General features: G+C 60.0%; 16 protein-coding genes. 6 read left to right on the forward strand and 10 right to left on the reverse strand.

Annotation, left to right across the window (positions count from 1 at the left end):
* Positions 1–29 precede the first annotated feature (29 nt).
* The 3 genes from CXQ80_RS19370 (at position 30) to CXQ80_RS19380 (ending at position 1,478) form a co-directional block, all read left to right on the forward strand.
* The gene (locus CXQ80_RS19370; protein WP_101322002.1) at positions 30–623 is read left to right on the forward strand and encodes a phosphoheptose isomerase; all 594 of its coding nucleotides are present in this window, start codon (positions 30–32) and stop codon (positions 621–623) included.
* The gene (locus CXQ80_RS19375; protein ID WP_101322003.1) at positions 620–1,198 is read left to right on the forward strand and encodes a BON domain-containing protein; all 579 of its coding nucleotides are present in this window, start codon (positions 620–622) and stop codon (positions 1,196–1,198) included. Before CXQ80_RS19370 ends, CXQ80_RS19375 begins: the two co-directional genes overlap by 4 nt.
* Positions 1,199–1,259: 61 nt before the next feature.
* Positions 1,260–1,478: a YgdI/YgdR family lipoprotein gene (locus tag CXQ80_RS19380; protein ID WP_101322004.1), complete on the forward strand. Its 219-nt coding sequence runs from the start codon at positions 1,260–1,262 to the stop codon at positions 1,476–1,478.
* Positions 1,479–1,530: 52 nt separating this feature from the next.
* On the opposite strand, the gene CXQ80_RS19385 is transcribed toward CXQ80_RS19380, so the two are convergent.
* The 7 genes from CXQ80_RS19385 to rplM all read right to left on the reverse strand — a co-directional run bounded on the left by CXQ80_RS19385 (position 1,531) and on the right by rplM (position 6,397).
* Positions 1,531–1,962 (reverse strand): ClpXP protease specificity-enhancing factor, encoded by a 432-nt coding sequence (locus CXQ80_RS19385; RefSeq protein ID WP_101322005.1) that lies wholly within the window; start codon positions 1,960–1,962, stop codon positions 1,531–1,533.
* Between the two features lie 10 nt (positions 1,963–1,972).
* The gene (locus tag CXQ80_RS19390; RefSeq protein ID WP_101322006.1) at positions 1,973–2,596 is read right to left on the reverse strand and encodes a glutathione S-transferase N-terminal domain-containing protein; all 624 of its coding nucleotides are present in this window, start codon (positions 2,594–2,596) and stop codon (positions 1,973–1,975) included.
* 118 nt (positions 2,597–2,714) lie between these two features.
* Positions 2,715–3,494 (reverse strand): cytochrome c1, encoded by a 780-nt coding sequence (locus CXQ80_RS19395; RefSeq protein WP_101322007.1) that lies wholly within the window; start codon positions 3,492–3,494, stop codon positions 2,715–2,717.
* Positions 3,494–4,705, reverse strand: a complete 1,212-nt coding sequence (locus tag CXQ80_RS19400) for a cytochrome bc complex cytochrome b subunit (RefSeq protein WP_101322008.1) — start codon at positions 4,703–4,705, stop codon at positions 3,494–3,496. The genes CXQ80_RS19395 and CXQ80_RS19400 overlap by 1 nt, the downstream gene beginning before the upstream one ends.
* The gene (gene petA / locus CXQ80_RS19405; RefSeq protein WP_101322009.1) at positions 4,705–5,298 is read right to left on the reverse strand and encodes a ubiquinol-cytochrome c reductase iron-sulfur subunit; all 594 of its coding nucleotides are present in this window, start codon (positions 5,296–5,298) and stop codon (positions 4,705–4,707) included. The genes CXQ80_RS19400 and petA overlap by 1 nt, the downstream gene beginning before the upstream one ends.
* A 263-nt stretch (positions 5,299–5,561) precedes the next feature.
* Positions 5,562–5,954: a 30S ribosomal protein S9 gene (gene rpsI, locus CXQ80_RS19410; RefSeq protein WP_101322010.1), complete on the reverse strand. Its 393-nt coding sequence runs from the start codon at positions 5,952–5,954 to the stop codon at positions 5,562–5,564.
* Positions 5,955–5,968: 14 nt separating this feature from the next.
* On the reverse strand, positions 5,969–6,397 hold the full coding sequence (rplM, locus tag CXQ80_RS19415; protein WP_101322011.1) for a 50S ribosomal protein L13: 429 nt from the start codon (positions 6,395–6,397) through the stop codon (positions 5,969–5,971).
* A 261-nt stretch (positions 6,398–6,658) separates the two neighbouring features.
* Here rplM and CXQ80_RS19420 point away from each other — a divergent pair, with 261 nt between their 5' ends.
* On the forward strand, positions 6,659–7,699 hold the full coding sequence (locus CXQ80_RS19420) for an NADP(H)-dependent aldo-keto reductase (protein ID WP_101322012.1): 1,041 nt from the start codon (positions 6,659–6,661) through the stop codon (positions 7,697–7,699).
* Between the two features lie 236 nt (positions 7,700–7,935).
* Positions 7,936–8,832 (forward strand): GlxA family transcriptional regulator, encoded by an 897-nt coding sequence (locus CXQ80_RS19425; RefSeq protein WP_178080845.1) that lies wholly within the window; start codon positions 7,936–7,938, stop codon positions 8,830–8,832.
* A 119-nt stretch (positions 8,833–8,951) separates the two neighbouring features.
* Here CXQ80_RS19425 and zapE read toward each other — a convergent pair whose 3' ends face one another.
* The 3 genes from zapE to CXQ80_RS19440 all read right to left on the reverse strand — a co-directional run bounded on the left by zapE (position 8,952) and on the right by CXQ80_RS19440 (position 12,140).
* Positions 8,952–10,046: a cell division protein ZapE gene (gene zapE / locus CXQ80_RS19430; protein WP_101322014.1), complete on the reverse strand. Its 1,095-nt coding sequence runs from the start codon at positions 10,044–10,046 to the stop codon at positions 8,952–8,954.
* 83 nt (positions 10,047–10,129) lie between these two features.
* A complete protein-coding gene (locus CXQ80_RS19435) occupies positions 10,130–11,479 on the reverse strand; it encodes a tryptophan--tRNA ligase (protein WP_101322015.1) in 1,350 nt (449 codons plus the stop codon).
* A 25-nt stretch (positions 11,480–11,504) separates the two neighbouring features.
* Entirely contained in the window at positions 11,505–12,140 is a 636-nt protein-coding gene (locus CXQ80_RS19440; protein ID WP_101322016.1) for an alpha/beta hydrolase, read from the reverse strand.
* A gap of 139 nt (positions 12,141–12,279) precedes the next feature.
* On the opposite strand from CXQ80_RS19440, the gene CXQ80_RS19445 reads away from it, so the two are divergent.
* Positions 12,280–12,717: a YhcB family protein gene (locus tag CXQ80_RS19445; protein ID WP_101322017.1), complete on the forward strand. Its 438-nt coding sequence runs from the start codon at positions 12,280–12,282 to the stop codon at positions 12,715–12,717.
* Positions 12,718–12,782: the final 65 nt, after the last annotated feature.

Below are 12,782 nucleotides of genomic sequence, written 5' to 3' on the forward strand. Positions count from 1 at the left end.
GGCCACCGCCCCTCTTAAGGTCACACCAGATGGACATGCAATCCCGAATTCGCCGGCTGTTTCAGGCCAGCATCGACACCAAGCAACAGGCAATGGACATGTTGGCGCCGCATATCGAGCAAGCCAGCCTGGTCATGGTCAATGCCATGCTCAATGAGGGCAAGATGCTCGCCTGCGGCAACGGCGGCTCAGCCGGCGATGCTCAGCATTTCTCGTCCGAGTTGCTCAACCGTTTCGAGCGTGAGCGCCCGAGCTTGCCGGCGATCGCGCTGACCACCGACAGCTCGACGATCACCTCGATTGCCAACGATTACAGCTACAACGAAGTGTTCTCCAAGCAGATCCGCGCCCTCGGCCAGCCCGGCGACGTGCTGCTGGCGATCTCTACCAGCGGTAACTCGGCGAACGTGATTCAAGCGATCCAGGCCGCACATGATCGTGAAATGATTGTCGTAGCAATGACCGGGCGCGACGGCGGTGGCATGGCCTCGCTGCTGCTACCCGAAGATGTCGAGATTCGCGTACCGTCGAACGTGACTGCGCGCATCCAGGAAGTCCACCTGCTGGCGATCCACTGCCTGTGTGATCTGATCGACAGCCAACTGTTCGGGAGTGAAGAATGATCCCCAAGCGTTTTGGCCTGATGGCCCTGACTCTGTGCCTGAGCCTCTCCGGCTGCAGTTCGGTATTGACCTCTACCCGCGACAATCCTATCGAGGACGATCGCGGCACTCGCACCATCGGCAGCAAGATTGACGATTCACTGATCGAAACCAAGGTCTCGGTCAACATCGCCAAGGCCAACCCTGACCTGGACAAAGGCTCGCACATCGTTGTCAGCAGCTATAACGGCGTTGTCCTGCTGGCCGGGCAAACCCCGCGTGCTGACCTCAAAAGCCTCGCCGAGCAGACCGCCGGCCAGGTGCAACGGGTCAAGAAGGTGCATAACGAAATCCAGGTGATGCAGCCGTCTTCGATTCTGGCGCGCAACAACGACGCCTGGCTGACCACCAAGATCAAGGCGCAGATGCTTGGCGACGCCAATGTGCCTGGCTCGCGCATCAAGGTCATCACCGAAAACGGTATCGTCTACCTGCTCGGCCTGGTTACCCAGGGCGAAGCCAACGCCGCGACCAGCGTGGTGCAAAGCGTTTCCGGCGTGCAGAAAATCGTCAAACTGTTCGAATACATCGACTAAGTCGCACCCGGCGGGAGGGCTGCGTCCTCCCGCCCTCCTTACCCGATCCAGGAAATACTCCATGACCAAGTTTCTGCTGCCCGCGCTGCTGATCGGCGCCTGCGCATCCCTGGCTGGCTGCTCCAGCCCGAGCATCATCACCCTGAATGATGGCCGTGAGCTGCAGGCATTGGACCAGCCCCACTTCGATCGCGCTTCTGGCTTTTATGAATTCGAACAGCTGGACGGCAAGCGCACGCGCATCAACAAGGATCAGGTTCGTACCATTACCGACCTGTAATTGCTGATCCAACGCTTACGAAAAAGGCGATCCTCTCGGATCGCCTTTTTTGTTACTTGACCACCTTCAGACTCGGTCGTCCGCTAGGACGCGGCGGCTGGCCACCACCTTCGGGCGGGCCGTCGTTATCCGGCTCGTCAACTTCATCCTCAAGCTCTTCATCATCCAGCAGCGAAGGCTCAAGCTCGAACACCATGCCCTGACCGTTCTCGCGGGCGTAGATGCCCAGGATCGCGCCAGTGGGCACGAACAACGAATGCGCGACGCCGCCGAAGCGGCCTTCAAAGCTCACTGCGTCGTTATCCATGTGCAGGCTTCGCACGGCACTGGGCGATACGTTCAGGACAATCTGACCATCACTGGCGAAGCCCTGGGGCACCTGGACGGCCGGAAACTCGGCATTGACCAGCATATGAGGCGTGCAATCGTTGTCGACGATCCACTCGTACAGTGCTCTAACCAGATAGGGGCGACTGGAGTTCATCAACGGCTCCTTAAAGCTTGCGCATTTCACGTTCAGCAGCAGACAGGCTCGCCTGGAATGGCTCGCGGGCGAACTGTCGCTCCATATAATCAAGCAGCGGCTTGGCTTGCCGCGGCAGTTCGATACCCATCACCGGCAAACGCCAGAGTATGGGCAGTAGACAACAATCGACCAGGCTTTGCTCATCACTCATGAAGCAGGCCATCTCGGCAAACAATGGCGCAACCCCGGTCAGGCTCTCGCGCAGTTCCTTGCGCGCCTTTGCCTGCGCAGCCTCGGTGCTGCGCTTGTCGAGCAGCACGTCGGCCAGCGAGCACCAGTCGCGCTGGATGCGGTGCACCAGCAGGCGGCTGTTGCCGCGTGCGACCGGATACACCGGCAGCAGTGGCGGGTGCGGATAGCGCTCATCGAGGTATTCCATGACCACGGTCGACTCATACAGCGCCAGATCGCGATCAACCAGGGTTGGCACACTGGCGTAAGGATTCACTTCAACCAGCTTGGGTGGCACACGCCCAGGATCGACGTCGATGATCTGCACGCTGACGCCCTTTTCGGCGAGCACCAGGCGGACCCGGTGCGAGTAATGATCAGCGGGATCGGAATAGCAGGCTAACCTGTTGGTTACGCCCATGCAGCGCCTCCTCGTGGGGATGCTTGTAAAACACAAATGCAAACGCGCCCTGAGGGGCCCAATGCAGTTGCACGGGGCGCCTCAGGGCGCGTTCAACTAACCAGAAATTACTGCGTGATCAGTGCACGTCCTTCCAGTATTCGCGCTTGAGCAAGTAGGCGAACACGAAGAAGAAAGCCAGGTACAGCAACACATAGGTACCGATGCGCTGGCTCTCCAGTTTGACCGGGTTGGCCGAATAGGCCAGGAAGGTCACCAGGTTCTTGACCTTCTCGTCGAACTGCTCGGGCGTCAGGGTACCGGATTTCGGCTCGATGGTCAGCTGATCACATGCTTCATGGGTCAATGGGCTGCCCGTCAACGGGTCATATTGCTTCTTGCCGTCAACGACGCTCTGCACCTGCTTGCAGCCAATCACCTGATTACCCTGCAGGCCAACCAGCACGTTAGGCATGCCGACGTTGGGGAAGACCTTGTTGTTGACCCCGTATGGCCGCGACTTGTCCTCATAGAAGCTACGCAGGTACGAGTAAAGCCAATCGGTACCACGCACCCGCGCAACCAGGGTCAGGTCTGGCGGCGCAGCGCCGAACCAGGTCTTGGCATCAGCCGGCTGCATGCCGATCTGCATGTGGTCGCCGATCTTGGCACCGGTGAACACCAGGTTTTCCAGCATCAGCTCATGGGGGATACCCAGGTCATCAGCGACCCGCTCATAGCGCTGGAACTTGGCGCTATGGCAGCCCATGCAATAGTTGGCAAAGGTCCGCGCACCATCCTGCATGGCGGCTTTGTCACTCAGGTCGATATCGACCTTGTCCAGCTCCAGGCCGTGTTCCGCGGCAAAGGACAAGGCAGGCATCACTGCCAGGAACAGTACTGCAATAAGCTTTTTCATCAGCCAGTCACCCTTTCCGGAACCGCTTTGGTCTTCTCCAGCCTTGTGTAGAACGGCATCAGCAGGAAGTAGGCGAAATACAGCACGGTACAGACCTGCGACAGCAGGGTCCGCCCCGGCGTAGGCGCCAACACACCCAGCACACCGAGAATCACGAAGCTGACGCAGAACACCAGCAGCCAGATCTTGCTCAGCCAGCCCTTGTAGCGCATGGAACGTACCGGGCTGCGGTCAAGCCAGGGCAACACGAACAACACGGCAATGGCGGCGCCCATGGCGATCACGCCGAACAGTTTGTCGGGCACCGCGCGCAGGATCGCGTAGAACGGTGTGAAGTACCACACCGGAGCAATGTGCTCGGGTGTCTTGAAGGCGTTGGCTTGCTCGAAGTTTGGTTTTTCGAGGAAGTAGCCGCCCATTTCCGGGAAGAAGAACACCACCGAACAGAACACGAAGAGGAACACCACCACGCCGACGATATCCTTGACGGTGTAGTACGGGTGGAACGGGATACCGTCGAGGGGGATGCCGTTTTCGTCCTTGTGCTTCTTGATGTCGACGCCGTCAGGGTTGTTCGAGCCGACTTCGTGCAGCGCCAGGATATGCAGCACCACCAGGCCGAGAATGACGATCGGCAAGGCCACCACATGCAAGGCGAAGAAGCGGTTCAGGGTGATCCCCGAGATCAGGTAGTCGCCGCGAATCCACTGGGTCAGGTCATCGCCGATCACCGGGATGGCGCCGAACAGCGAGATGATTACCTGCGCACCCCAATACGACATCTGGCCCCAAGGCAGCAGATAGCCCATGAACGCTTCAGCCATCAGCGCCAGATAGATCAGCATGCCGAACAGCCAGACCAGCTCACGCGGCTTCTGATAAGAGCCGTAGAGCAGCCCGCGGAACATGTGCAGGTAGACCACGATGAAGAACGCCGAGGCGCCGGTGGAGTGCAGGTAGCGCAGGATCCATCCGTACTCGACATCGCGCATGATGTACTCGACCGAGGCGAACGCCTCTTCGGCCGAAGGGGTGAAACTCATGGTCAGCCAGACGCCGGTAACAATCTGGTTGACCAGCACCAGCAACGCCAGCGAGCCAAAGAAGTACAGGAAGTTGAAGTTCTTCGGCGCGTAGTATTTGCTCAGATGCTCTTCCCACATCTTGGTCGCGGGGAAGCGCGCATCGATCCAGTCCATGAACTTGCTCATCATGCGTTCTCCTGATCGACGCCGATGACGATGATGTCGTCCGTCTCGTATGAGTGCGGAGGCACTGGCAGGTTGAGAGGTGCCGGCTGGGACTTGTAGACGCGGCCAGCGAGGTCGTAATGAGAGCCGTGGCAGGGGCAGAAATAGCCACCGACCCACTTGGGCCCCAGATCGACCGGCGCCACTTCAGGACGGAAGGTCGGCGAGCAGCCCAGGTGGGTGCACAGGCCAACCAGCAGGAGGATTTCCGGCTTGATCGAGCGCACCTCTGGGTCGACGTAAGTCGGCTGCACCGAGGCCTGCGATTCCGGATCAGCGAGCTCGCCGACGATTTTCTTGAGATTGCCGAGGATCTCTTCTGTGCGTCGCACGATGAATACTGGCTGCCCGCGCCACTCAGCAACCATCTGCTGGCCGGGTTCAATCTTGGCAATATTGACCTTCACCGGTGCACCGGCGGCTTTCGCCTTGGCACTGGGAAACCATGACCCCACGAACGGTACCGCAGCCCCCACAGCCCCCGCTGCACCCACCACGGACGTGGCGGCTACGAGGAAGCGGCGCCGGCCTGCGTTGACGCCGTCATTACTCATTCAGTCCTCTCCCATCAGCTGCTCTGGCCTGTTGAACCAGGCCTGTATTTTGTGAATGTCTGTGGCACTAAATTTTGGTCGCCATGGTAAGAAACAAATCCACACACTGACAAGGTGATTAGCCCCGGCCCGGTCTACAACCCACGCTTTGCTTGATCTGCGTCTATAAGGCGACTCGCCACGGACATGCTGACAGGTTAGTTCAAGGCAAAAAAAAAGCCCGGTTCCAAGGAACCGGGCTTCTTTCGACTGCCGAAGCGAAATTAACGCTTGGAGTACTGAGGACGCTTACGTGCTTTACGCAGACCCACTTTCTTACGCTCGACTTCACGAGCATCGCGGGTTACGTAGCCAGCGCGACGCAGAGCAGGGCGCAGGGCTTCGTCGTAGGCCATCAGAGCGCGGGTGATACCATGACGGATCGCACCGGCTTGACCGCTGACACCACCACCGGAAACGGTGACGTAGATGTCGAACTTGGCAACGTTCTCGGTCAGCTCGAGGGGTTGACGAACAACCATGCGAGCGGTTTCGCGACCGAAGAAAGTGTCCAGAGGACGGTTGTTGATGGAGATGTTACCGGTACCTGGACGCAGGAAAACGCGAGCGGTTGCGGTCTTGCGACGGCCAGTGCCGTAATTTTGAGTCGCCGACATAATGAACTATCCCGTTAGATCTTCAGTTCTTGAGGCTGCTGAGCAGTGTGTGGGTGAACAGCGCCCGCGTACACTTTCAGCTTGCGGTACATGTCGCGACCCAGCGGGTTCTTAGGCAGCATGCCCTTGACCGCGGTCTCGATGATACGCTCAGGGGCCTTGGCGATCAGCTTGTCGAAGCTGATTTCCTTGATGCCACCTGGGAAGCCGGAGTGGGAGTAGTACATTTTGTCAGTAGTTTTAGCACCAGTGACACGTACCTGCTCGGCGTTGATTACGACGATGTAGTCGCCGGTGTCAACGTGAGGGGTGTATTCAGCTTTGTGCTTGCCACGCAGACGAAGAGCGATTTCGGTAGCCAGACGACCCAGGGTCTGACCAGCGGCGTCGACGACGAACCAGTCGCGCGTAACTGTTTCTGGTTTAGCAGTAAAAGTTTTCATTATCTCTAAAGCCTCAGAGGCCGCCCAAGCAATAAAAAATAGACGGCGAATCTTACTGGATAGTGCGCAACTTGACAAGCAAGCACGCAGCCGAATACGGACGCTATTGGGGGCTCGGGTCGGGCACGTCCAATATCCGGCGGGTTTCTCTCGTAATGCAGTGCATCACTTCCGCAAAACGGAGAGGGGCAGGATTATCCAGATTGCAGAAAAAAATTCAACCTGCTTTTATGGTCTTTTTCGCCAGAGAGAAGCTTCCAGATGGAATACCGCAAGCTCGGCCGTACCGACCTCAACGTCAGCGCCCTGTGCCTGGGCACCATGACCTGGGGCGAGCAGAACGATCAGGACCAGGCGTTTGCCCAGATCGCCCGGGCCAAGGCCGGCGGGATCAACTTCATCGATACCGCCGAGATGTACCCGGTGCCGCCGCGCCCGGAGACCTACGCCGCCACCGAACGAATCATCGGTAACTGGTTCAAGGCCAACGGCGATCGCGACCAGTGGACACTGGCGAGCAAGGTTGCCGGCCCGGGCAACGGCATCAGCCACATCCGCGACGGCCAGCTCAAGCATAACCGCCAGCACATCGTTGCCGCGCTGGACGCAAGCCTTGAGCGCCTGCAGACCGATCACATCGACCTTTATCAGCTGCACTGGCCGGAGCGCAGCACCAACTTCTTCGGCAAGCTCGGCTACCAGCACCTGCCGCAGGACCACTTCACGCCACTGGAAGAAACCCTCGAGGTGCTCGACGAACAGGTTCGTGCCGGCAAGATCCGTCACATTGGCCTGTCCAATGAAACGCCATGGGGCACGATGAAGTTCCTGCAGCTGGCCGAGAGCCGCGGTTGGCCGCGGGCAGTATCGATCCAGAACCCCTACAACCTGCTCAACCGCAGCTTCGAGATCGGCCTGGCCGAAGTGGCGATCCGCGAGCAATGCGGGCTGCTGGCCTACTCGCCGCTGGCATTCGGCATGCTTGCCGGCAAGTATGAAAATGGCGCCAGACCTGAAGGCGCGCGGTTGACGCTGTTCAACCGCTTTGCCCGCTACTCCAACCCGCAGACCGTAGCCGCCTGCAGCCGTTACGTGCAGATAGCCCGCGAGCATGGCCTGGACCCGGCCCAGATGGCCCTGGCGTTCGTCACCCGCCAGCCGTTCGTGACCAGCAATATCATCGGTGCGACCAGCCTTGAACAACTGGAAAGCAACCTCGCCAGCGCCGATCTGAACTTGAGCGATGAGCTGCTGGCAGCCATCGAAGCGGTGCACCAGGATCAGCCAAACCCGGCGCCGTGATGCAGCCGTAACAAAGCGGCAGCGGGTCAGCCAGCTGCCGCTGGCAGCTGGATCGGGACGGGGTAGACACAATCGCCAAAAAATAAGACGATCCAGCCGGTGATTGACCACTCTACCCTATAAGAACAATGACAATGATCTTTACCCAACCCACCGCTTCATTGCGGCGCGTCAGCATTCTGGCCGTCGATAATGTGTTCGCCTCGACCCTGATGCAGGCCAAGGATTTCTTCCACCTGGCCAGCCTGCGCTACGGCAAGCAAATGGGCCTGGGCCTGCAACCGATGTTCGAAATCTGCCTGGTCAGCCCCGACGCGGCACCAGTGGACAGCTTCAGCAACGTGCAGGTGCCGGTAGACGGCGGCCTGGGCGATGCCGATGTGATCATCCTGCCGGCGTTCTGGGATGACTTCGACAACCTTCAGCAGCGTTATCCGCAGGTCTTGCCATGGCTACGCGAGCAGCATGCGCGTGGCGCGGTGCTCTGTGGCGAAGCCAGCGGCGTGTACTGGCTGGCCGAAGCGGGCTTGCTCGATGGCAAGGAGGCGACCACCTACTGGCGCTTCTTCACTGACTTCGCCGAGCGCTTCCCGGCTGTGCGGCTGAACCAGGACAAGCACCTGACCGATGCCGACAACCTGTACTGCGCGGGCGGCGCGACCTCGGCCTGCGACCTGTACATCTACCTGATCGAGCGCTTCTGCGGGGCCAATGTCGCCCGCGCGGTAGCCCGCGACATCCTCTATGAAGTGCAACGCAACTACACCCCAGGGCGTATGGGTTTTGGTGGGCAGAAGCTGCATCAGGACCTGATCATCCTGCAGATTCAGCACTGGCTTGAAGAGCATTTCGCGGACAAATTCCGCTTTGAAGACGTCGCCCGCAACCATGGCATGAGCATTCGCAATTTCATGCGCCGGTTTCAGACGGCTACCGGCGACAAGCCCCTGCACTATCTGCAACGGCTGCGCATCGAAACCGCCAAGGGCTTGCTGTCGAGTACCCGCAAGAGCATCAAGACCATCAGTTATGAGGTGGGCTACGACGATGCGAGCTTCTTTGCCCGGCTGTTCCGCCAGCATACCGAGCTGTCGCCGAACCAGTATCGGCAGCAGTTCATGCAGGAGGCTTGAGGGGCATGGGGGCCGCCTTGCGGCCCTTCGCGGGTGAACCCGCTCCCACAGCTCACATGGCGGCGCTGCGAATCCTGTGGGAGCGGGCTCACCCGCAAAGCGGCCCCAACTACACCGAATTAAGGCTTATGCGCTCGCGCCAGAAACTCGTGCGACTGCATCTCCAGCAAACGGCTCAGCGTACGCTGGAACTCGAAGCTCAGCCGCCCGCCGGTGTACAGATCCTTCAACTCAACCTCAGCTGAAATGATCAGCTTGACGTTACGGTCGTAAAACTCATCGACCATGTTGATGAAGCGCCGGGCGATATCGTCGGTAGCCACACCCATCTGCTCGACATTGCTCAGCAGCACGGCATGGAAGATCTTGCCCAGCTCGATGTAGTCGTTCTGGCTGCGCGGCCCGTCGCACAAGGCGCGGAAGTCGAACCAGGCGACATCGTCACAGGTACGCAGGGCGTGAATCTCGCGATTCTCGATCATCAGCACGTCGTTCTCGACCGCCTGCGTGCACTCCGGGGTCAGCGCCTTGAAGCTCTGGCGCAGGCTCTCGTGCGCAGCGGCATCGAGCGGGAAGTGGAACAGTTCGGCCTGTTCGAGGTGACGCAGACGATAGTCGACGCCGCTGTCGACGTTCACCACATCGGTGTACTGCTTGATCATGGCGATGGCCGGCAGGAAGCGCGCACGCTGCAAGCCATCCTTGTACAGGCCGTCAGGCACGATGTTGGAGGTCGCGACCAGTGATACGCCGTTCTTGAACAGCTCTTCCATCAAGGTGCCGAGGATCATCGCATCGGTAATGTCAGAGACGAAGAACTCATCGAAACAGATGACCCGGGCTTCGTTGGAGAAGCGCTTGGCGATCACCGTCAGCGGGTTCTTCTCGCCCTTGAGCGTGCGCATTTCTTCGTGCACGCGCTTCATGAAGCGGTGGAAGTGCGTGCGCATCTTCTGTTCGAACGGCAGCGCCTCATAGAAGGTGTCGACCAGATAGGTCTTGCCGCGCCCTACCCCACCCCAGAAGTACAAGCCCTTGACCGGGGCCTGGTCCTTCTTGCCGAACAGCTTGCCGAGCACGCCGGGCTTGTTGTTCTGCGCCGCGACCAGGTCGTCGTACAGACGCTGCAGATGACGCACCGCTGTTTCCTGCGCCGCATCATGGAAAAAATCGGGACGTTTGAGATCTGCTTGATATCGTTCTAAAGGCGTCATAATTCGCTGGCGAGGTAACAAAAGCGGGCCGTCACTGTAGCGACGGGCCCGCATAATGGCAATCAGACTTGCGGCGAAATGCCTCAGTCGGCTTGTGGCTGGAGCGCTGCGTGCAGGGCTTGCACGGCAGCGTCGCGCGCTGATGCATCGGCAAACTGCGGGCCTTCCGCGACCTGCTCACCGTTCAGCCACAGGGCAAAGCTCAGGCCGTCGACGCGTACATCGGCTTCACCACCCTGCTGCAGTTGCTTGCTCACCGCACCGGCGCTCTTGCCATCGGCGAAGCTGCGCGACAGCAGCAATTGCTCGCCATCGGCGGCCAGCAGGCGGAAGCGGAAGCTGCCGTCTTCATCACGGAAGCTGACAAAGCGGGCGCTCTTGGCGGCCTTTTTCTTCACGTCGGTGCTGGCCTGGACACTGCTGCGGAACGAGCGCAGGCCGACCGCTTCACGCAGTTGTTCAAGGAACGGCGTCGCGCTCTTGCGCGCCTTGGCCGCGCCGGCCAGAAGGATGTCTTCAAGGTCAGCAGGACGTGCGATCAGCTGATGGTAATGCTCGCGTGGCGCGGCCAGTTGGCCGTCCAGCAGCTGGAACAGGCGCTGCTTGGCCTCGCCCCAGCCCAGCCCTTGCAGCAGTGCTTCATGCAGCTCTGCCGATTGCGCCGGGGTAGCGAACGCCTGGTACAGGGTGAACAGGTGCGAGCTGTCCGGGTCTTTCGCTTCGCCGGGTGCACGGGAGTCGGTGACGATGCGCGAGATGGCGTCTTTCATGTCCTTGGCGCTGGCGAACAACGGGATGGTGTTGTCGTAGCTCTTGGACATCTTGCGCCCATCAAGGCCCGGCAGGGTCGCCACGCTTTCCTCGATCACCGCCTCGGGCATGGCGAAGAATTCCTTGCCCTGGCCGAACAGGTGGTTGAAGCGCTGGCCAATGTCACGGGCCATTTCCACGTGCTGGATCTGGTCACGGCCAACCGGCACCTTGTGCGCGTTGAACATGAGAATGTCCGCCGCCATCAGCACCGGGTAGCTGAACAGGCCCATGGTCACGCCGGCATCCGGGTCTTCGCCGTTTTCCAGGTTCTTGTCTACCGACGCCTTGTAGGCGTGGGCGCGGTTGAGCAGGCCCTTGCCGGCAACGCAGGTCAGCAGCCAGGTCAGCTCAGGGATCTCGGGGATGTCGGACTGACGGTAGAAGGTGACTTTGTCCGGGTCGAGCCCGCCCGCCAGCCAGGTGGCGGCGATCTCCAGGCGCGAACGCTGGATGCGCAGCGGGTCATCGCACTTGATCAGCGCGTGATAGTCGGCCAGGAAGTAGAACGAGTCGGCACCGGGCTGCTGGCTGGCAAGGATGGCCGGGCGAATGGCGCCGGCGTAGTTGCCCAGGTGCGGGGTGCCGGTGGTGGTGATACCGGTAAGAATGCGCGTAGTCATGGGTAATCGCTTGATCAGGCTTGGCTCAGTTCGAGAGGCGCGGCAGCACCAGATCCTTCAGATCGGTCAGCTTGCCATGGAAAAAGTGTCCGCATTCTGCCACTTTCAGCAGCTCATGGGGGCGCGACAGGCTGTCGGACCATTCGTAAACCAGCTGAGGATCGACGACTTCGTCGCTGTCTGGCTGGATGACGGTCAACGGACAAACCTGCGGCAGCGGGAAGTCGTCATTCAAACGCATCACAGCAGGTGCGATCATGAACAGCTGCTGCAGCGTTGCGCCCTGGCTTTCCAGACGCCCGGCAAGACTCGCGGCAACGAAACCGCCAAACGAGAAGCCCATCAGCACCAGCGGCAGCTCGGGGTAGCTGGTCCGCACCCAGGCGGCGACGGCCTCGGCATCAGCCACTTCACCCGCGCCCATGTCATGGCTGCCAGCGCTTTGGCCGACGCCGCGGTAATTGAAGCGCAGCGTGTTGTAGCCAGCATCGCGAGCAGTGCGTTGCAGGGTCGAGACCACCTTGTTGAGCATGGTTCCGCCCTGCACCGGATTAGGGTGGCAAATCAGCACTACGCCACGCGGCTCGGCCACTTCCAGCTGCAAGGCTTCCAGTTGGCCGCATGGGCCATCGATGAACAAGGGGGTTTCGCGGATAAGCAAAGCACTACTCCGTGACCTCGGAAGGGGTCGACTCGTCTAGCTGATGAATTCTGTTCTGAAATATTTGCGATCGTTCGCGGTATACAGCGCAGGTCTGAGCCGTTAACGTAAAGCAAAGCCGTTTATAGAGGAAGGACTCGTGGAACTCTCGCTCCTTGTTTGGTTGTTGCCGACCCTGGCCCTGGTCGTCGGCGTAGTCGTCGGCTTCGTCGTGGCCCGCCTGCTGCCCAACGCAGCGCCCAGCAGCACACAGCGTCAACTGGATGATATCCAGCAACGTTTCGACAGTTATCAAAGTGAAGTGGTCACCCACTTCAACAGCACCGCAGCCCTGGTTCAACGCCTGACCCAGAGCTACCAGGATGTGCAGGATCACCTGGCCGACGGTGCCAACCGCCTGGCCCTGGACGAGCTGACCCGTCAGCGTCTGCTGGCAGCGCTGCATTCGGAGGCTGCGCAAAGCCATCGCGATCGCCTGACGCCGCCGAAAGACACCGCCGAAGTGCCGCGTGACTACGCGCCCAAGACGCCTAACTCGCCGGGGATGCTCGACGAGAGCTACGGCCTCAAGCGCTGATCCGAGCTGTAAGCACTGGTTCTTCAAGGTTTTATTGCTGATGTTGGGGCCGCTTTGCGGCCCTT

It is taken from the genome of Pseudomonas sp. 02C 26, assembly GCF_002843585.1.
Lineage (GTDB): Bacteria > Pseudomonadota > Gammaproteobacteria > Pseudomonadales > Pseudomonadaceae > Aquipseudomonas > Aquipseudomonas shirazensis.